Annotated in this window: 13 protein-coding genes; 8 read left to right on the forward strand and 5 right to left on the reverse strand. The window is 50.8% G+C overall.

The features are described from left to right. The first annotated feature begins 52 nt into the window (after positions 1-52). From sov to L6468_RS03230, 7 genes are all read left to right on the forward strand, one after another. On the forward strand, positions 53-7,570 hold the full coding sequence (gene sov, locus L6468_RS03200) for a T9SS outer membrane translocon Sov/SprA (RefSeq protein WP_237796639.1): 7,518 nt from the start codon (positions 53-55) through the stop codon (positions 7,568-7,570). Positions 7,571-7,607: 37 nt separating this feature from the next. After that, positions 7,608-8,660 (forward strand): A/G-specific adenine glycosylase, encoded by a 1,053-nt coding sequence (locus tag L6468_RS03205; protein ID WP_237795162.1) that lies wholly within the window; start codon positions 7,608-7,610, stop codon positions 8,658-8,660. A gap of 157 nt (positions 8,661-8,817) precedes the next feature. After that, entirely contained in the window at positions 8,818-10,254 is a 1,437-nt protein-coding gene (aldA, locus tag L6468_RS03210) for an aldehyde dehydrogenase (protein WP_237795164.1), read from the forward strand. Positions 10,255-10,271: 17 nt separating this feature from the next. Next, the gene (locus L6468_RS03215) at positions 10,272-11,012 is read left to right on the forward strand and encodes a (Fe-S)-binding protein (protein WP_237795166.1); all 741 of its coding nucleotides are present in this window, start codon (positions 10,272-10,274) and stop codon (positions 11,010-11,012) included. A gap of 17 nt (positions 11,013-11,029) precedes the next feature. After that, a complete protein-coding gene (locus L6468_RS03220; protein ID WP_091852393.1) occupies positions 11,030-12,442 on the forward strand; it encodes a lactate utilization protein B in 1,413 nt (470 codons plus the stop codon). Beyond that, a complete protein-coding gene (locus tag L6468_RS03225; RefSeq protein WP_237795174.1) occupies positions 12,439-13,056 on the forward strand; it encodes a LutC/YkgG family protein in 618 nt (205 codons plus the stop codon). Before L6468_RS03220 ends, L6468_RS03225 begins: the two co-directional genes overlap by 4 nt. Before the next feature lie 248 nt (positions 13,057-13,304). After that, complete coding sequence (locus L6468_RS03230; RefSeq protein ID WP_237795176.1) at positions 13,305-14,828, forward strand: carboxylesterase/lipase family protein; 1,524 nt, start codon at positions 13,305-13,307, stop codon at positions 14,826-14,828. A 33-nt stretch (positions 14,829-14,861) separates the two neighbouring features. On the opposite strand, the gene L6468_RS03235 is transcribed toward L6468_RS03230, so the two are convergent. Together L6468_RS03235 and L6468_RS03240 are read right to left on the reverse strand one after the other, a co-directional pair. Further along, the gene (locus L6468_RS03235; RefSeq protein WP_237795183.1) at positions 14,862-15,587 is read right to left on the reverse strand and encodes an SDR family NAD(P)-dependent oxidoreductase; all 726 of its coding nucleotides are present in this window, start codon (positions 15,585-15,587) and stop codon (positions 14,862-14,864) included. Between the two features lies 1 nt (position 15,588). After that, positions 15,589-16,524 carry a bile acid:sodium symporter family protein gene (locus L6468_RS03240; RefSeq protein ID WP_237795186.1) on the reverse strand — a complete coding sequence of 312 codons (936 nt, stop codon included), beginning with the start codon at positions 16,522-16,524 and terminating at the stop codon, positions 15,589-15,591. A gap of 116 nt (positions 16,525-16,640) precedes the next feature. Here L6468_RS03240 and L6468_RS03245 point away from each other — a divergent pair, with 116 nt between their 5' ends. Further along, complete coding sequence (locus L6468_RS03245) at positions 16,641-17,366, forward strand: DUF2461 domain-containing protein (RefSeq protein WP_237795188.1); 726 nt, start codon at positions 16,641-16,643, stop codon at positions 17,364-17,366. Between the two features lie 304 nt (positions 17,367-17,670). On the opposite strand, the gene L6468_RS03250 is transcribed toward L6468_RS03245, so the two are convergent. The 3 genes from L6468_RS03250 to L6468_RS03260 all read right to left on the reverse strand — a co-directional run bounded on the left by L6468_RS03250 (position 17,671) and on the right by L6468_RS03260 (position 20,018). After that, positions 17,671-17,880 (reverse strand): helix-turn-helix domain-containing protein, encoded by a 210-nt coding sequence (locus L6468_RS03250; protein ID WP_431356693.1) that lies wholly within the window; start codon positions 17,878-17,880, stop codon positions 17,671-17,673. Between the two features lie 7 nt (positions 17,881-17,887). Beyond that, positions 17,888-18,349: a DUF2975 domain-containing protein gene (locus L6468_RS03255; RefSeq protein WP_237795193.1), complete on the reverse strand. Its 462-nt coding sequence runs from the start codon at positions 18,347-18,349 to the stop codon at positions 17,888-17,890. 556 nt (positions 18,350-18,905) lie between these two features. After that, positions 18,906-20,018 (reverse strand): IS110 family RNA-guided transposase, encoded by a 1,113-nt coding sequence (locus L6468_RS03260; protein WP_237795202.1) that lies wholly within the window; start codon positions 20,016-20,018, stop codon positions 18,906-18,908. Positions 20,019-20,331: the final 313 nt, after the last annotated feature.

Consider the following 20,331-nt stretch of genomic DNA (forward strand, 5'->3'; position numbering starts at 1 on the left):
GTTATTTTAACGAACAAGATTCTATAGAATAGCGTTGAAACGACTAGTATATATGTTGTCGTTGCTGATTCTGGGCATTGTGGCTTTTGCCGCTATTCCACAGCAAGACGATGACGATAAGGATAAAAAGAACGCGCCAAAGGTACAGCCGAAAGCACAGCCAAAGGCCCTGACGGTCGAGGATGAGAGCATCCCCGACTCATTAGTGCATTCGCGCTGGAAGATACAGAAGACGGCTCCTGTACTTACGGCAGACCTGGATTCCAGTGCCCTTGACCTGCGTATGCCTGAGAATGTGAAGCAGCAGGTGGAATATAATGACTCCCTGAATCTTTATGTGATAGGTTCCAAGATGGGTGACTCCTATCTGAATGCACCTATTGTGATGACACCTGAGGAGTATATGCGCTGGAGCGAACGAAAGGCCCGTCAGCAGTTCTTCCGTGTGAAGGATGCAGAGAATGCGAAGTCTCAGGGAAAGGATAAGTTCGACTTCTCTGATATGCATTTCGATTTAGGACCTGCAGAGAAGATTTTCGGTCCTGGTGGCGTGCGTGTGAAGACGCAGGGTACGGCCGAACTGAAGATTGGTGCCACGCTGAAGGATATTGACAACCCCTCGTTGCCTATCCGTAACAGGAAAACTACATCATTCGACTTTGATGAGAAGGTGAATCTGAGTGTCAACGGAAAGGTGGGTGACAAGGTGAATATGAACCTGAACTACAACACCGATGCTACCTTTGACTTTGATACGAAGAACCTGAAACTGAAATACGACGGCAAGGAAGACGAGATTATCAAACTGGTTGAGGCTGGTAATGTCAGCTTCCCCTCCAATAACTCGCTGGTACATGGCGCGTCGGCCCTCTTCGGTGTACGTACCGACTTGCAGTTTGGTAAGTTGAAACTGCAGACGGTCATCTCACAGAAAAAATCAACATCGAAGAGTGTTTCCAGCAAAGGTGGCACACAGACCACTCCGTTCGAGATTGATGTGGCTGATTATGAAGAGAACCGCCACTTCTTCCTCTCTCATTTCTTCCGCCTGATTTACGATAAGGCGATGTCTACCTTGCCCAACCTCACCACAGGTGTGAAGATCAACCGTGTGGAGGTGTGGATTACGAATAAGTCGGGTACCACGTCCAACTCCCGTAATATCGTGGCCTTTGGCGAACTGGGTGAGAATACCTATCTGACGAATCCGGTATGGAATACCACGGGCATGCCAGTTCCCAGCAACCAGGCCAATGATATCTATTCTTCGCTGGTGCAGCGGATAGACTCTGCATCACGTACCATCGATCAGGTCACCGTGCGCTTGGAGTCGATGAGTGGCATAACGGGTGGCGTGGACTATGAAAAACTGTCGAGTGCCCGCCTGTTGAGTTCCAGTGAATATACGGTGAACACAGCCCTTGGCTATATCTCGTTGAAGTCGGGTCTCCAGACCGACCAGGTGCTGGCTGTGGCTTATGAGTATACCTATGGTGGTCAGACCTATCAGGTGGGTGAGTTCTCTACGGATATGACGCAGACCGACAAGTGCCTGTTTGTGAAGGCTTTGAAGAATACATCGAATACCCCCTCACAGCCCAACTGGCGCCTGATGATGAAAAACGTGTATTATCTGGCATCGACAGTCGAGAAAGAGAAGTTCCGCTTGGACATCAAATACCAGAGTGACACCACAGGTACCTATCTGTCGTACCTCCCAGAAGAGTCGTTAAAGAGCACCACGTTGCTGAAAGTAATGGGACTCGACCGGTTGGATGCTAATATGAAACCACATGCCAATGGCCAGTTCGACTTTGTTCAGGGCTATACCATTAATAATGGTCGTGTGTTCTTGCCTGCAGCAGAGCCCTTTGGTGAGTATCTGCGTAACTACCTGAGTCAGAAAGGTGTGGCAAATCTGGCAGATACCTATTGCTTCGACCAGCTTTATGACTCTACGAAGACCGTAGCCAAACAGAATGCCGAGAAGGACAAGTTCATCATGACGGGTCAGTATAAGGGTACTGCCGCCAATGTCATCTCGCTGGGTGCCTATAACGTGCCCCAGGGTTCAGTGAAGGTTGTTGCCGGTGGCGTGGAGCTGCAGGAGGGTTCCGACTATAGTGTGGACTATTCCCTGGGTGAGGTTACCATCCTGAACCAGAGTATCATCGATGCAGGCACCAATGTCAGCGTATCGCTGGAGGATAATACCAGCTATGGCATGCAGCGAAAGACCATGCTGGGACTGAACTGGCAATACGACTTCACGAAGAATTTCTCACTTGGCGGTACACTGATGCACCTCAATGAACAGGCGCTGACCACGAAGGTGACCATGGGTGACGAACCTCTGAACAACACCATCTGGGGCTTGAATATCAACTGGAAACAGGAGTCGCAATGGTTGACGAACATGTTGAACCGCCTGCCTCTGATTCATGTGACCCAGCCCTCGCAGATTACCTTTACGGGTGAGTTTGCCCAACTCATTGCCGGCAATGCCAGTGGTACGCAGGATAATGCCTCGTATATTGATGACTTTGAGAATACCAAGGACCTGCGTGATGTGAGCGACCCCAAGGAGTGGGTACTTTCAAGTGTGCCTACGATGTTTGCCAACCACAATGACAAGACAACGGTGAGCAGTGGCTACGGCCGTGCCTTGCTCGCGTGGTATACCGTAGATCCCATCTTTACCCGCCGCTCATCCAGTCTGACACCTGCGCATATCAAGAACGACCTGGACCAGTTGTCCAACCACTATGTGCGTGAGGTCTATGTGAAGGAACTCTATCCTAACCGTGACCAGAGTACCTATAACGGTGCCGTGTCTACATTGCCCGTCCTGAACCTGGCTTATTACCCGCAGGAACGTGGTCCTTACAACCTGACGCTTGACTACAATAGCGACGGTACGCTCCGTAATCCAGCCCAGCGCTGGGGTGGTATGATGCGTAAGCTGGAGACTACCGACTTCGAACAGTCTAATATAGAATATGTAGAGTTCTGGCTGCTCGATCCCTTCATCTATACCCGTCAGGAAGGTACTGCCAGCAAACATAGTGGTGAGTTGTATATCAACCTTGGTGAGGTGGGCGAGGATGTGCTGCGTGATGGCAAGAAGTTCTACGAGAGTGGTATGCCGGTTGATGGCACCTCATCGTTTGAGACAACCCAGTGGGGTAAGATTCCCGTGCAGGCTACGCAGACCTACGCCTTCGCTACCACCAGCGGCTCCCGCCAGAAGCAGGATGTGGGTCTCAATGGTTTGACAGATGAAGAAGAACGAACCTATGGCGCATATGCTGACTGGTTGAATAATGTCGGTAATGTGGTACATAATGATTCCTTGCTTCAGGCTTGGCGACAAGACCCTGCCGGCGACAACTATCATTATTACCGTGGTTCCGACTTTGATGCTGCGAAGACCAGTATCATGGATCGCTATAAGCGTATCAATAATCCTCAGGGAAACTCTCCTGCCAGTGATAACCAGACAGAGGGTTACGATACCTCTTATAAGACCGGTCCCGATGTGGAGGATATCAATCAGGATTATACTCTCAACGAGTACGAGCGCTATTATCAGTATCGTATTCCTATCAGTGATGATGAACTGCAGGCCTACAACCGTGGGGCTAATCCCGAGGGCTCTCATATCGTAGACCACCGTGACTACAAGGCCAAGCTGCGTAATGGCGACTCTATTACCGTACGTTGGTACCAGTACCGTGTGCCCCTGACGGAATACGACTCAAAGATTGGCTCCATCAACGACTTCACCAGCATCCGCTTCATGCGTATGTTCCTCACTGGCTTTGAGGAACCTATCGTGTTGCGTTTCGGTTCTCTGGACCTCGTACGTGGTGAATGGCGACGCTATAAGCAGAACCTGCAGACATCAGCAGGTGCCGAGACGGGTCTGTTGGAGATGAGTGCTGTCAACGTGGAGGAGAATACGGACCGTCAGCCTGTGGCCTATGTGCTGCCTCCGGGCATTACCCGTGTTACTGACCCCGGTCAGCCCCAGCTTACAGAGAATAATGAGCAGGCGCTCTGTCTCACCGTGAAGAACCTGTCGCAGGGCGAGTCGAAGGCTGTGTATAAGAATACCAATCTGAACCTGCGTCAGTATAAGCGCTTGCAGATGTTTGTTCATGCCAACCATTTGGTCCCCAATAGCACGCAGCTGGAGGACAACCAGTTGGCTGTGTTCATCCGTCTGGGTTCCGACTATAAGAACAACTATTACGAATACCTCATTCCCCTGAAGCTCACCCCGCAGGGCCATTACCGCTGGAATGTGCCCAGTGACCGTGCCAAGGTATGGCCAGAGGAGAATATGCTCGATATCGATATGAGCATCTTTACAGCGTTGAAGAAAAATCGTAATAAAGCAAGAGCTGCCGGACTGGCCAGCTACACACAGGTTTATTCGGAGTATGATCCCAATAAACCTAATAATAAGGTGAGCGTGGTGGGTAACCCCTCGTTGGCCGAGGTGAAGACCATGATTATCGGTGTGCGCAACCTTAGCTCCGGCATGAAGTCGGGTGAGGTATGGGTTAACGAGATGCGCCTTCGTGAGACTAATAACGAAGGTGGCTGGGCTGCCTCTGGTGCACTTAATGTACAACTGTCCGACTTGGGTAGTGTGAACATGACAGGCCGTTATGTTACTGATGGCTTCGGTGGACTGGAAGAGACCATCCTGCAGCGTTCTACCGATACGCAGAAATCATACACTGTTACGGCCAATGTTGATCTCGGCAAACTATTTCCTGAAAAAGCCAAGGTCTCTGCACCACTTTATTACTCTTATTCTAAGGAGATTATCAGTCCGAAGTATAATCCGCTGGATTCTGATATGGAACTTGATGATGCCCTGGAGTCGGCTGGCAGTCAGCGTGAGCGCGATTCTATTGAGTCTATTGCCGTAACCAAGCATATCAACCGCAATTTCTCCTTGAGTAATGTGCGTGTGGATATCAAGAACAAGCGTCATCCGTTGCCTATCGACCCTGCCAACTTCTCGTTCTCTTATTCACACTCTCACCGTAACACCACGGGCGAGACTACTGTTTATGAGAATGAAGACCAGTGGCGTGGCTCTATCAACTATTCTTATACGCCTGTATTCAAGACATGGGAGCCGTTTAAGAATTCCAAGAGTAAGTCCAAGTGGATGAATTTCCCCAAGGCACTTGGCTTCAACTATCTGCCCCAGAATATCTCGTTCAATTCCGAGATGGTGCGTATGTATAGTGAGTTGCAGGAGCGCGACCTCGAGAATACCGAGAATCCTAATCTGCCCCTGACGTTCAGTCAGCAGTTCCTGTGGAACCGTGACTTCTCGCTGCGCTGGGACTTCACCAAGAATCTGCACATGACTTTCCAGAGTGCTACCCATGCCGAGATTGAGGAACCCTATACACCGGTGAATCAAGATCTTTATCCGGATCGCTATTCGGCTTGGAAAGATTCTGTATGGACCAGTATCAAGAACTGGGGTGTGCCCCTCGACTATCAGCAGTCGTTCTCCTTGTCATACCAGTTGCCTATCGATAAACTGCCTGTTTTCGATTGGGTGAAGGCTGATGCCTCGTTCAAGTCCAGCTATTCATGGTTGCGTGGTACTGATATGGAGGATGGTACCTCTCTTGGTAATACCATTTCTAATAACCGTAATCTGAATATCAACGGGTCGCTCAATATGGAGACGCTCTATAACCATATCCCCTTCCTGAAGAAGACCAACGAGCGCTTCAAGAAACAGCCTGCCAAACCTGCAGGAAAGTCCAAGACGGTGAAGAAGGCTGATACGAAGGTAAAGGGCGGTGATACGAAGGATGGTGCCAAGGAACAGACCAAGGACGAGAAAGCCCTTCCAAAGAACAAGAACACCTTCCAGAAGGAGATCACGCTGATACCCGACAGTCAGATTGTGGTACAGCATGGCAAGAAGTCCAAGCGCCTGATGGTGTCTGCTCGCAATAAGGATGGCCGTAAGGTCGACGTGAAGTGGAAGACCGTTGATGAGAATAAGATTAAGGTATGGGGACCTGACTCGCTGCAGATAAAGATCTCTGTCACTCCCAAGGAACCCCTTGAGAAGGAATGGTGGTATAACTCGGCCCAGCATGCCGCCCATATCCTGACGATGATCCGTACGGTGAATCTCAGTTACCGTCATCAGTATTCTATGACGCTGCCGGGCTTTATCCCCAACGTAGGCGATGCCTTCGGACAGCGTACGGGTAGTGTGATGGCTCCAGGCCTTGGTTTCGCTTTCGGTCTTACTGGCGACGAGTATATCGAGACGGCCCGTAACAACGGATGGTTGCTTTGCAGTGACGATGTGGCTACTCCTGCCAATACCTCGGCAACAGAGGATTTGCAGTTGCGTGCCACCCTGGAACCTGTGCGCGACCTGAAGATAGACCTCTCGGCCACCCGTACTGCTACCAAGTCGCGCAGCGTGCAGTTCATGTATGAGGGTTCACCCACCACCTATAGTGGCAGTTTCACCATGACCACGATCTCCTTGCGCAGTGCACTCGAGGGTATGGGCGATGCCAACAATGGCTATAACAGTCCGTCGTTTAACGAGTTCTGCGGCAAGGTAAATGCCTTCCGTGATCGTGTACAGGCACAGTATGAGGGCTCTTCTGTTCAGGATGCCAATCCTGTGAATGCCTATGGTGCCGACGTGCTGATACCTGCCTTCCTCGATACCTATACCATGGGTGCTGGTGGCTCGCTCGACATCTTCCCCGTACTCACGCGCCTGTTGCCCAACTGGTCCATCCGTTATGGCGGACTGGCTAAGTTGCCCTGGATACGCGATCATTTCAAGAGCGTCAACCTGAACCACTCGTATAAGAGTGTCTATTCCGTAGGTTCCTATGCCTCATACAGTTCTTGGATGGAGTATATGGGCGACCTCGGTTATGTAAAGGCTGCTGATGGCTCTTTGACGCCCTCTTCACGCTATAATATCTCTACAGTGAGCATCAACGAGGCCTTCTCACCGCTGTTGGGCGTTGACATGACGTTCAACAACAACCTGACGTGTAAGGTGGAATATCGTACTACCCGTGTGCTCAACCTCTCTATGACCAGCGTGCAGATCAATGAGTCACAGTCTAAGGACTGGGTGATTGGCATGGGCTATAAGATCAGCAACTTCAACCTCTTTGGCAGTGGCTCAGGCAGCAGTCGCAAGGCATCGGGTGGCAAGGGCAGGAATGATGATAACAAGAACAACAGTTCCAAGACGCAGACCACGAGCAAGAAGGGTATCAACCACGATCTGAACACCCGTCTGGATGTCTCTTTCCGTCGTCAGGCTGCCATCACCCGTGATATCGCCTCTGGCGTATCATCTGCCAGCAGTGGTAACAGTGCCTTGAAGATTTCGCTTCAGGCCGACTATACCTTGTCGCGCATGCTGACACTCACGGCTTATTATGACCGTCAGACCAACACGCCTCTGCTCTCAAGCAGCAGTTATCCTACCACGACGCAGGACTTTGGTGTCTCCCTGAAATTCTCATTGACACGATGAATCCTGAGGAGTTAAGGAGTTAAGAAGTTAAGGAGTTATGACGAATGATTTTGCGCTGACATTATTGCCTTGGTTTCGTGAGAATGGGCGGGATTTACCCTGGCGACAAACCAGGGACCCCTATGCCATATGGCTGTCGGAGATCATCCTCCAGCAGACGCAGGTCAAACAGGGATGGGCATACTGGGAGCGTTTCATGCGCCGTTGGCCTACCGTGGAGCAACTGGCTGAGGCCAGCGAGGACGAGGTGCTGCGTGAATGGCAGGGACTGGGCTATTATTCCCGTGCCCGCAATTTGCATTTTGCCGCCAAACAGATTGTGGCGCTTGGTGGCTTCCCCACGACGATAGAAGGTATCAAAGGCTTGAAAGGCGTTGGCGACTATACCGCTGCTGCCATCGGAAGTATTGCTTTCGACCTGCCTGCTGCAGTTGTCGATGGTAATGTCTATCGTGTTCTGAGTCGCCACTTTGGCATCAGCACACCCATCAACTCCACAGAGGGCAAAAAGGAATTTGCCCTGCTGGCTCAGGACTTACTACTCCCCGCCCTTGATAAGAAGGGGATGGGGGCGGGTCTTTACAACCAGGCCATCATGGACTTTGGCGCTATCCAGTGCACGCCAGCCAGTCCTGATTGCATGAACTGTCCGTTGATGGAGTCGTGCGTGGCATTCCGTAAGGGTAGGGTAGCTGAGCTTCCCGTAAAACTCAAGACGCTGAAGGTGCAGGAACGCCGGCTCACTTATGTCTATATACGCTATCAGGGTGAGACAGCTATCCATCGCCGTGGTGAGGGGGACATCTGGCAGGGACTCTACGAACCGTTGTTAATTGAGAACGGAGAGTTCTCAATTCTCAATTCTTGCGTCCCTCCGGTAGCAAGCGACCAAAGGTCGAGCGCTCAGTTAATTAAGAAGAACGTCAAGCATGTCCTCACCCATCGTATCCTCTGGACCGACTTCTACCTGTGGGAACCGGCAGAGCGCCCACAGCTCCCTGAGGACTATTTCTGGATAAAAGAAGCGGAGCTCGACGATTATGCCAAGCCCCGCCTGATAGAGATATTGTTAGACTCTCTTACTCTTTGATCATCACTTTCCTCTTGTTTTTGATGTAGATGCCGCATTTTTTGCGATTAAACTAAAAAAAAGAAATATTTTTGTTGCCAATATAAATACTTTTGCTATCTTTGCAGCATCCAATAAAACAATCTACTATTATTCATTTACTAAAAACCAATACAGTATGAAAGACTTACAGATGTACATCAACGGCCAGTTCTGTGAGAGTTCGAACGGCAAGTGGATCAATGTGTTAAACCCTTCAACTGAGGAAGTTATCTCCCGTCAGCCGGAAGGTACCATTGAGGATGTGAACCGTGCGCTGGATGCTGCCCGTGTAGCTCAGAAAGCGTGGGCCAAGACACCTGCCATTGAGCGAGCCGGTTATCTGCTGAAGATGGCTGAAGGAATCAGAAAACGCGAGAAGGAATTTACTGAGATTATCATGCGCGAGCAGGGTAAGACCCGCAACTGGGCTGCTATCGAGGTTGGTGCTACCATTGCCTATTTTGAGTATATGGCCACCTTTGCCCGCCATATCGAGGGCGAGATTATCCCTTCCGACCGTCCTAACGAGACCATCCTGCTCACTAAGAAACCTATCGGTGTTGTTGCAGGTATCCTTCCATGGAACTTCCCCTTCTTCCTGATTGCTCGTAAGGCTGGTGCCGCTTTGATTGCAGGATGTACTATCGTGATAAAGCCCTCACAGCTCACGCCCGAGAACTGTACGGAGTTTGCCAAGGTGGTGGCCGAAACAGGTCTGCCCGCAGGCGTCATCAATATCGTAACGGGTAAGGGTTCCGTCATTGGCAACGAAATGGCAGGCTCACCCAAGATAGATATCGTCAGCGTGACGGGTTCCGTAGGTGCTGGCGAAAGCATCATGGCAGCAGCGTCAAAGAATATCACAAAGGTAAGTCTGGAATTGGGTGGTAAGGCCCCCGCTATCGTGATGAAGGATGCCGACCTGGAGCGTGCTGCCCAGTGGATTGTTGATAGCCGCATTGGCAATAATGGTCAGATTTGTAATAATGCAGAACGTGTCTATGTACAGAAAGAGGTGAAGGCCGCTTTCACAGAGATACTGGTGAAAAAGATGCAGGCTGTAAAGGTGGGCGACCCCTGTGCCGACGATAGTGTTGACATGGGACCATTGGTAGAAGCTCGTGCGCTTGAGAGTGTTACGGAGAAAGTGGAACGTGCTGTCAAACAGGGCGCAAAGCTCCTCTGTGGTGGACATCGTGTAGGCACCAAGGGCTACTTCTATGCTGCTACCGTGCTCGACAACTGTCGTCAGGATATGGATATCATCCATGAAGAGACTTTTGGCCCTGTTATCCCATTGGTAGAGTTTGAGACCCTCGATGAAGTTATCGCTATGGCTAATGACTGTGAATACGGTCTGGCTTCCAGTATCTTCACCAAGGACCTGAACGTTGCCGTGAAGGCTTGTCGTGAACTTGAGTTTGGCGAGACCTATATCAACCGTGAGCATTTCGAGGCCATCCAGGGCTTCCATGCAGGTATGAAGAAGAGTGGTATTGGCGGTGCCGATGGCAAACATGGTGTCGATGAATACCTTGTTACCCACGTCACCTATTTGGATACCTGGGATTGACAATAATTGATAACTGAATGAAAATAGGATTATTTGTTCCCTGTTATGTCGATGCGCTCTACCCAGAGGTGGGCGTATCGACATATCGCCTGTTGAAGAGTCTGGGATTGGATGTTGACTATCCGGAGCGCCAGACCTGTTGTGGACAACCAATGGGTAATGCTGGCTTTGAAGGCATGGCGCTGCCGTTGGCCAAAACATTTGATGAACTGTTCTCGCCCTACGACTATGTGGTGGCCCCGTCGGCCAGTTGCGCAGCCTATGTGCGTTGTTTCCATCCAAATCTGCTGAAGGGCCATTCGTGCGAGTCGGCAGGGAAGACGATGGATATCGTGGAGTTCCTGCACGATGTGGTGAAGGTGGACCACCTGCAGGCCCGTTTCCCTTATCGCGTCAGCGTGCACAACTCCTGTCATGGCGTGCGCGAACTGGGACTCTCGTCACCTTCCGAGCGCCATGAGCCCCGGTATAATAAGATCATTGACCTCCTGAAACTGGTCAGGGGCATTGAGATTGTAGAGCCCGAGCGTCCTGACGAGTGCTGCGGCTTCGGTGGTATGTTCGCTATCGAGGAGCAGGCCGTGAGTCGCCGCATGGGTATTGACAAAGTCAACCGTCATCTCGCCACCGGGGCCCAGTATGTCACGGGGCCCGACTCCTCTTGTCTGATGCACATGCAGGGCATAGCCGAGAAAGAGCATCTGCCTATCCGTTTTATCCATGTCGTCCAGATTCTAGCTTCCGGTCTAACGTCTTAACTCCTTGACTCCTGAATATGAGTACCCAACATTCAAAAGCTGCCGAGGCCTATCTGCAGAAACCTCGCGTAGCAAAGCATCACGACCAGACCTTCTATGGTGTGCGCCAGAAGCGCGACCGTATGGCCCAGGACCTTCCTGAGTGGGAAGACCTGCGCGAGGCTGCCAGTCAGATCAAGAAGCATACCATCACCCATCTGGCCGACTATCTGGAACAGTTTGAGCAGAATGCCGTGAAGAATGGCGTCCATGTGCACTGGGCAAAGGATGCTCAGGAATATAATGCCATCGTCCTGGATATCCTGCAGAAGCACCAGGTGAAAAAGGTGGTGAAGAGCAAGAGCATGCTCACGGAGGAATGCCATCTCAACGAGAACCTGGAGCGCAGTGGCATTGAGGTCATCGAGACCGACCTGGGCGAGCGTATCCTGCAGATGATGAAGCTGGCACCCAGTCATATCGTGATGCCTGCCCTCCATGTGCATCGTGAGGATATCGGTGCCACCTTCCGTCGCCTCATCCCCAACTACAAAGAGATAGCAGCCTCTTATGCTGGTCGTGTGGGCGGCGATTCCATTGCCGACGAGAACGACCCCACGTTCCTCACCTACGTAGCCCGCATGCACCTGCGCCAGCAGTTCATGGAGGCCGATGCCGGCATGACGGGTGCTAATTTCGGTGTGGCCGAGACGGGTGATGTGGTGGTGTGTACCAACGAGGGCAATGCTGATATGTCGACCTCTATCCCTAAGTTGCATATCGTCTCCATGGGTATCGAGAAACTCGTGCCCAACTATGCCGCGATGGGTGTGTTCCAGCGCCTCCTGGCCCGTAATGGCACAGGTCAGGAAACCACCGTCTATACCTCCCATTTCCGTGGCCCCCGTCCTGGTGGCGAGATGCATATCGTGCTGGTGGACAACGGGCGTAGCAGTATCCTGTCCAATCAGGAACACTGGCAGACGCTGAAATGCATGCGCTGTGGTGCCTGCATGAACACCTGTCCCGTCTATCGCCGTTCGGCAGGCTATAGCTACACCTATTTCATCCCTGGACCTATCGGCATCAACCTGGGCATGTTGCGCGACCCTCGCCGCTATAGCGATAACGTGTCGGCCTGCTCCCTCTGTTGCTCCTGCGACAATGTCTGTCCGGCCAAGGTCGACCTCTCTGCACAGGTCTATCGCTGGCGACAGCAGCTCGACTCGCTGGGCAAGGCCGACCCCATGAAGAAGTATATGTCCGTGGGCATGAGCTTCCTCTTCAATCGTCCGCAGGTCTATACCTCTGCCCTGCGCCTCTCGCCGCTGGTCAACTGGCTGCCTGGTCCCTTGTTGCAGAACAGCCTGAATCCCTGGGCCTATGCGCACCGCATGATGAAATTCCCCCCGAAGTCGTTCCACCAATTATGGAAGGAGAAGAAACTATGAGCAGTAAACAACAGATACTTTCCGCCTTGCGCCATCATACGCGCGAGACGTACGACATGCCCGACCTTACCCGGTTGAAGCCCATCACCTATGACGACCCTGTGGCCGAGTTCAAGAAAAAGACCACGACCATCGCGGGTGCCAGCCTGATTGAGATTTCCGAGGACGACGACCTCAATGCGGTGATTCGCGACCGTGTGGTGGGCGGATGGCCTGCCAGTCCCGTCATCGCCACCAATATCATGGGCATCGATGCCCAGCTGAACCCTGACACCGTGGCCAGTGCCCAGGAATTGGAACGTGTGGATGTCGGTATTGTCCGGGGCGACATCGGTGTGGCCGAGAATGCCTGCATCTGGATTCCGCAGACCATGAAGGAGCGTGCCATCTGCTTTGCATCCGAACATCTGGTCATCGTTATCGATGATAGTCATATTGTGAACAATATGCACGAGGCCTATGACCTCATCCAGCAGTCGTCCTACTATTTCATTGACTATCAGTTTGGTACCTTTATCAGTGGCCCCAGCAAGACGGCTGATATCGAGGGTGCACTCGTTTATGGTGCCCAGGCTGCCCGTGCTGTAACGGTTGTGTTCGTAAACAGAAAATAATTTAGGGTAAATGGACAAAAAATGTTCAAAAAAGTTTGGAGGGAAAGAAATTTTCTCCTATCTTTGCCAACGTGAAATTCTCAACAAGGCTTACCTTAAATTAATATACTTCAATAAAAAAACACCTGATAGTGCGATTCCGTTCCTGGAGTCGCATTTTTTTTGTCTTACTGTTGCGTGAATAGATTTTTTTCTCTAATTTTGCATCCGATAAGCAAACCCTTAACTATTTATTATTACAACTTACAATGATGAAAAAACTGTTTTTGCCTCTTCTGCTTCTCGTAGCAGTATCTGCCCAGGCAGCAGACAAGAATCCTGTGTTATCCATTGAGGGTGGTAAGGTACAAGGTGTGCTGGCCGACGATCATCCAGAGGTCTTCGTCTATCGTGGCATCCCCTATGCTGCACCTCCTATCCGCGAGAACCGTTGGAAGGCTCCTCAGCCCGTGCTCCCCTGGAAGGGCGTGAAGATCTGCGACACTTTCGGCCGTCCCAGTTACCAGGCTATCCAGTATACAGGTGGCTACTACACGGAGTGGGGCTATGGCAAGGAGGCCGCTTTCAGTGAGGACTGTCTGTATCTGAACGTATGGACCAAGGCGCCTGGTGAGGTGGGCAAGAAACTGCCCGTTGCCCTGTGGATTCATGGTGGCGGCTATCGTGAGGGTTTTGGTTCAGAACCTGAGTTCGACGGACAGGAGTGGGGTGCCAAGGATGTGGTGCTCGTCACGATCAACTACCGTCTGGGCGTGTTTGGCTTCCTCACGCATCCGCTGCTGGCTGCCGAGAACCCTCATCATGTATCCGGCAACTACGGTATCCTCGACCAGATTGAGGCCCTGAAATGGATTAAGAAGAATATCGCCCAGTTTGGTGGCGACCCCAATAACGTGACTATCTTTGGCCAGAGTGCCGGTGGTGGCAGCGTGCGTACGCTTTGTGAGTCGCCCTTGGCTCGTGGCCTGTTCCATAAGGCTGTCATCATGAGTGCCCAGGGACTCAGCATCCCCAACCCCAATGGTGGTGGCATGATGGGCGGTCGCTATAGCGGTGGTTCTGTGGCCGATGCCGAGGCCAATGCCAAGAAGGTGTTCGACTGGGCCGGACTTACCGATCTGCAGAAGATGCGTCAGGCCTCTACCGAGACCGTCTTTGCACTGCCCACGCTCTATTATCAGGTGAACAGCGACGGCCAGCAGGGTGGCGGTATGCCCTTCATGCGCGGACTGCCCTTCATGCCTATGATCGACGGCTATGTCAGCGAGAAGAGCTTCGACGATGCTACGCGCCAGGGTACCTTGGCCGATGTGCCTTATATGATTGGCTTCACCCTGAACGACATGGGTAATATGGCTCCCAATATCGCTGAGTTCTGTAAGGTACGTGCCGAGAAGGGTGGCAAGGCCTGGGCCTATGAGTTTGCCCGTCCTCTGCCCGACGACGGTTCCCATCCTGAGGTTACCCAGCGCCTGAAGGGTGCGTTCCACTCCAGCGACCTTTGGTTTGTGTTCAAGAGTCTGAAACATTGCTGGCGTCCTTGGACAAAGGGCGACTGGGATTTGTCTGAGAAGATGCTCACCGCCTGGACCAACTTCGTGAAGTACAGCGACCCCAACGGACCTAAGGGTGGTGCCTGGAAACCTTGTACAGCCCAGAATCCCAAGTTCATGGTGTTCAAGTTGAACGACAAGGATGCAGAGGCTTCTGTCTATGGCGAGCCCGAGATAGCACCTCAGTCGCAAGGCTTCGGCTTTGGACCAAGGAGATAAACATGAAAAAAAGGAGCCGCGGGGCTCCTTTTTTTATATCTTGAATCTTCGCCACAACCAGCGGGGAATCAGTTGCCAACCCTTTGTGAGCACTCTGTAGCGCCAGTCTATTATTCTTACGTGGCGCTTTCGGTAGATGCTCTGCACAATATCTTTTGCCACCGTCTCAGGTTTCATCATCAACGGGTAGGGGAAGTCATCATTCAGCAGTGCTGTATCCACGAATCCAGGGCGGATATCTGTAATTCTGATGTCCAACTTGCGTTGGCGAGCCTGCTGCTCCAGCGCCTGCAGATAAGTGGCCTGCAAGGCCTTAGTGGCTGAGTAGGCAGGCGCAGGTCCCAGTCCCTTGGTGCCTGCAATCGATGAGATGGCAGCAATATGTCCATTGCCCCGTTCTGCGAAATAGCGATAGGCTGTGCCAATCATCCTGGTGAACCCCACGGCATTGGTAGCCATCGTGCGCAGTTCTATATCTTCTGTCAGCGTGCGGTTCTGCTTGCCGATGCCCGAGGCGTGGAAATACAGGTCCATGCCACCAAGTCGCTCTATCAGCATGAGCAGTTGTTCGCCCGCATCCTCTTTTGTCACGTCAATGGTTATCACCTCCACGCGCTCTGGTGCCGTGGCTTTCAGTGTCATCAGTGGTTCCTCTCTGCGTGCTGCCACACCAATATGCCAGCCATCGGCCAGCAGCAGTCGGGCCACTTCCTGTCCTATGCCAGAGCTGGCTCCTACGATAATAGCTTTCTTGTTCATTTTATTGTTCTGATGTTCTGTTGGATGAATACAGTTTGGCAACGAGGGCACCACTGATGTTATGCCATACGCTGAATACGGCGCCGGGGATGGTGGCCAGTGGATAGGCGGCAAAGTGCAGTACAGCCAGTGATGAGGCTAGTCCGCTGTTCTGCATGCCCACCTCAATGCTGAGTGCCACGCACTTTGGTTTCTGCAAGTGCAGCAGTCGTCCCACGGAGAAGCCGATGGCCAGTCCCAGAAGATTATGAATCATCACGATGAGCATCACCAGCAAGCCAGCCGTCAGTACTCTGTCGGCATTGTGTGCCACGATGATACCAACCAATAGTGCTATCATTACCGACGAGAAGGCGGGCAGATAGGGCGTCACACGTCTGGTCACTCTTGGTATGAAACGCTGACAGAGCAGTCCGCCGACTATAGGCGCTATGACTACATAGACGATGCTCATCAGCATGCCTAGTGCATCTACGTCAACCATGGTGCCGGCCAGTGCCCATACCAGCAAAGGTGTGAGCAGTGGGGCCAGTAGCGTGGAGGCGGCAGTCATACCCACCGACAGTGCCAGATCGCCCTTAGCCAGATAGGTGATAACATTTGATGCCGTGCCACCTGGACAACAGCCCACGAGTATCACGCCGATGGCCAGTTCTTCGGGTAGGGCGAAGGCCCATGTCAGTCCCAGTGCCAGCAGGGGCATCACGGTGAACTGTGTCAGGCATCCTATCAGTATATCCTTTGGCCGGCTCAGCACAATCTTAAAGTCCTGTGGCGAGAGTGTCAGTCCCATGCCAAACATGATGATGCCCAGCATCGGGTTGATGACCCACGTACCTATCCACGCCAGTGATGTAGGCACCATCAGCGCCAGTGCTGCCACCAGCACCACCATGGCTCCCATCCATCGGGCTATGAAATCACAAATTGTTTTCATTTGTTATAGAATTGCGTCTTTTTTTCGTTCAATTATGCAAAGTTACGAAAAGTCAAGGGAAAAGCAAATGATTTTCGGATTAATTTCGTATCTTTGCCACCAAAACGCTTAATATTATGGATGCAAAACGAATAATGAAGTATCTGAAGCAGTTGTCGGCCAATAACAGTCGTGAGTGGTTTCAGGCGCATAAAGACGAGTACGATGCTATTCGTGCCGACTTCGAACAGGGTGTGCAACAGGCTATTGTGCGTATCGCCTCGTTCGACCCCTCGGTGGCTCATCTCACGGTGAAGGACTGCACCTATCGCTTCTATCGCGATACCCGCTTCTCCAACGATAAGTCGCCCTATAAGACCCACCTCGGTGCTTATATCGCCGCTCATGGCAAGAAGGCGCTCCATGGCGGCTATTACCTGCATCTGGAGCCTGGTCATTGCATGGTGTGCTGTGGCAACTACTGGTTGCCCACTAATATCCTGACCTCATGTCGCAATGAGATTATGGGCAATATCGACGAGTGGCTCCGCTATGTGCGCAGTCCGGAGTTCCTGAAATACTACGGCAATCCAGAGCCCGGCAGTTTCAAGACCCCTTCCGACGTCTCCAGTTGGGACCAGCCTCAGGGCTTTGGCCTTGAGCGCCTGAAGACCTGCCCCTCCGGCTTCCCCCGCGACTGGGAGTACGTGGAGTATCTGCGCCAGAAGGACTACTGCTGTTGGCACCGTGTGCCCGACACCTTCTTCCAGGGCGACCAGTGGCTGGATGACATGCAGCCCATGCTCCTTGCCGCCAAGCCCATGATGGACATGATGAATGCTGTCATCGATGATTATGAGTAGCAACTGCTAAATCACTTAATTAGGGATAAATTCTCGAGAGAATTTCTTCGCAACTTTACTGTTAAAAAATCTTTAGCCTGCTCTTAGGCAGCAATCACTCTGCTTCTAGCCTGCTCCTAGGCTGCTCCTAGGCTGCTCCGTGGAGCACTCACGAGCGAGGCTAGAAGCAGGCTGTAGTATGGCAAAGTGCTGTCTCGTGCCTGCTTAAGCACATACAGATGCTGCCAGCATGCCAAGGCAAATGATTGTGGCTGCGCAAGTAATGGTAATCATAATTAATGGTTTTATGTTGTTGATAAATGGTTTATTCTTCTCTATATTCCAGGATGTCGCCAGGCTGACAGCCTAACTCGTGACAGATGGCCTCAAGGGTGGAGAAACGTATGGCTTTGGCTTTACCCGTTTTGAGGATAGACAGGTTGGCCAGTGTCAGTCCTACGCGTTCGGCCAGCTCGCTCAATGACATCTTACGCTTGGCCATCTCTACGTCTAAGTTTACAATAATCTTTCCCATAGGCATTTTAAATCGTTAAATCATGTTCCTCCTTCAGCTTCAGACCGATAGAGAAGGCCTCAGCCATAATCAGAATAAAGATTCCGTCAGTAATAACACTGATAGCATCACTCCATGTGTCTAGCAGGTTGATACTGTCGAACGACATGGCTGTACACATCACGGTTGTTGTTACAACGATGCACCATCCCACCGTTTTAAGCAAATCGACATTTGCCCAGGTGAACACCTCGCCATGATTGACGTTGAGGATAAAGCGCACATAGCAGGCAAAGGCATATATATATACGATAAAGCAGGCAAAGATGATTAAGCCTTCAATAATGCTATAGGCTGATGTTCCAGAATCATTCATACCGTCTTCATAACCTTGTTTAAAATCGTTGACACCTGCAAAACCTGCCATCACCATGCCTACTATCATGAGAATCAGCAGCACGATACAGAAAAAATTGAGTTTTGTTTTCATTGTTTTTATTGTTTTAATTTATACATTTATCGACTTTCGATATGCAAAAGTATATATTTCTCAGATATCTTGCAAATAAAAACGATAAAACTTTATCGAAAAACGATATATTTAACGTTTGTAAACATAAACAAAGGTCAATTTTGTTCAAAAAAAGAGAATGGAAAGAAACACTTATGTAGTGGTGTTCAACACGTGAGCGGCACTCACGTGTTCAAAATGGCAGATACTGTTTTAAAAACCAAACTTTTTGGATTAAAAGTGAGACATTTTAACAATCCTTGTCTATTGATTGCATTTACACGCAGCATTCATGCCCTGTTTTCAATGTAAATTGCGACAGGGCTCTGCTGTGATGTAAGATTCAATGCTTAGCGAGTTCCATAACAACAATCAGTGTATGGCGTTTATCGTCTGCGGCGATGTTTTTCTGATGTTTACGGGTGCAGCCGCACTGGCTCTCCTCAGCAGTGTGCTATGTTTTATGATTATTTCTTTGTTATTTAAAAGGATTTGATTAACTTTGCAGCCATCAAGGGAAGACTGCGTTCTGCGGCTATTCTTCAGCCAATGTTCCAACATCTATCCCGTGAGGCTGGCCTTCAGTGGTTTCAGCCTCTTTCTTTTGCCTATTACATGCAGGCTTGTCACGTGTCGGGTCATACTTCTCTCCACTTTTCCAAAGGCTGTATATGAGCAGTAGTAGCTTGCGCATAGTGGCTGTTACTCCAATCATTTTCGACTGTGTATTCCTGTCACATAGGCGCCCATAGAAATCTTTCATCTGAGGATTACACTGAGTGCTGACAATGGCAGGGAAATAGAGTGCCGTTCTGATGTGTACGTTGCCCTGCTTTGAGATGTGGCGCTTAGGGTCAACAGGTCCTGACTGATGTGCAGGAACGTCAAGCCCTGCATATCTGGCTAACTGCTTACGATTTGTTATCAACGCAAAGCCATTAGTCTCTGCAACCACGGCAACTACAGTCATAAACCCTATGCCGTTGATGGTTGTGATACGGTCAATACGCTCTGACAGTCCGGGCTCCTGCTTGATCTTCTCGCGGATGGCCTTCTGATTACTGTCCAGCTGTTTGTCTATCTCGTTGATAAGTTTGTTATAGTGCTTGACGATGCTCTTCTCCGCTATCTCGCTGTGTGCGAGTGCCTCCAGATGGTTCCTCAACTGTGTCTTGACCTTGTTGATGTCGGCCACGAAACGCGTCATCTGTCGCAGTTCCCTATAGATAGGAGATGGCGGTGCCCAAGGTTTGAGGCGCTTGTCCAAACACCCAAGCATCCCAAGAGTATAGGCATCCATGTCATCGGTCTTTGTAAGGATGCCTTCGTACTTAGCAAACTCACGGGCCTTATTAGGCAACACAACACAGACGTCCAGGCCGAGTTTACTCAGATGAACTGCCAGCTGCTCATAATAGACACCAGTGGGTTCCATCACATAGCGCAAAGGATAGCCCTTCAGAGCCTCCTTACGACTCCATTTGACGAACTGGTTGAAACCAGTCTTGTCGTTGTTAAACACTACAGGGGCGGTAGAGCATCCCTGATCGAACTCATACATACACAGGCAGGCCGTGAACGTACCCTTTGCAATGTCGATTCCCACGCACTGCATAAACCACTTGCCAGGTTCGAAATTCGGTTTCATACGGTTTGAATTTTAAGTTAATAATGTTGATGATTATAGCCTCAAATCCTCACCGCCTTTCCTCTTGTATATACTCTGAATCATCCCCTGCCATACCTGAGCGATGTCCTCTGATACTTTGTCCTGGCTCCAAAGATCTGAAAAATGAGGGTGGAAGCTTATCCTGCCATACGATATAGCCGATGCTTATCTAGGTACCAGCCTTCTCACCCTCAACGGCATAAATCTCTAGCAAAGCTACAAAACTTAAACCGTATTGCATCCATCTGCAAGAATTATTTCATGAAAATGGAACAATCTCTATAATCGGATG

It is taken from the genome of Prevotella communis (assembly GCF_022024115.1).
Taxonomy (GTDB): Bacteria; Bacteroidota; Bacteroidia; order Bacteroidales; family Bacteroidaceae; genus Prevotella; species Prevotella communis.

What these genes read in the sequence shown, in the direction of transcription:
- sov (WP_237796639.1), top strand. Translation starts at nt 53, where the DNA reads ATGTTGTCGTTGCTGATTCTGGGCATTGTGGCTTTTGCCGCTATTCCA.
- L6468_RS03205 (WP_237795162.1), top strand. Translation starts at nt 7,608, where the DNA reads ATGACGAATGATTTTGCGCTGACATTATTGCCTTGGTTTCGTGAGAAT.
- aldA (WP_237795164.1), top strand. Translation starts at nt 8,818, where the DNA reads ATGAAAGACTTACAGATGTACATCAACGGCCAGTTCTGTGAGAGTTCG.
- L6468_RS03215 (WP_237795166.1), top strand. Translation starts at nt 10,272, where the DNA reads ATGAAAATAGGATTATTTGTTCCCTGTTATGTCGATGCGCTCTACCCA.
- L6468_RS03220 (WP_091852393.1), top strand. Translation starts at nt 11,030, where the DNA reads ATGAGTACCCAACATTCAAAAGCTGCCGAGGCCTATCTGCAGAAACCT.
- L6468_RS03225 (WP_237795174.1), top strand. Translation starts at nt 12,439, where the DNA reads ATGAGCAGTAAACAACAGATACTTTCCGCCTTGCGCCATCATACGCGC.
- L6468_RS03230 (WP_237795176.1), top strand. Translation starts at nt 13,305, where the DNA reads ATGATGAAAAAACTGTTTTTGCCTCTTCTGCTTCTCGTAGCAGTATCT.
- L6468_RS03235 (WP_237795183.1), bottom strand. Translation starts at nt 15,587, where the DNA reads ATGAACAAGAAAGCTATTATCGTAGGAGCCAGCTCTGGCATAGGACAG.
- L6468_RS03240 (WP_237795186.1), bottom strand. Translation starts at nt 16,524, where the DNA reads ATGAAAACAATTTGTGATTTCATAGCCCGATGGATGGGAGCCATGGTG.
- L6468_RS03245 (WP_237795188.1), top strand. Translation starts at nt 16,641, where the DNA reads ATGGATGCAAAACGAATAATGAAGTATCTGAAGCAGTTGTCGGCCAAT.
- L6468_RS03250 (WP_431356693.1), bottom strand. Translation starts at nt 17,880, where the DNA reads ATGGGAAAGATTATTGTAAACTTAGACGTAGAGATGGCCAAGCGTAAG.
- L6468_RS03255 (WP_237795193.1), bottom strand. Translation starts at nt 18,349, where the DNA reads ATGAAAACAAAACTCAATTTTTTCTGTATCGTGCTGCTGATTCTCATG.
- L6468_RS03260 (WP_237795202.1), bottom strand. Translation starts at nt 20,018, where the DNA reads ATGAAACCGAATTTCGAACCTGGCAAGTGGTTTATGCAGTGCGTGGGA.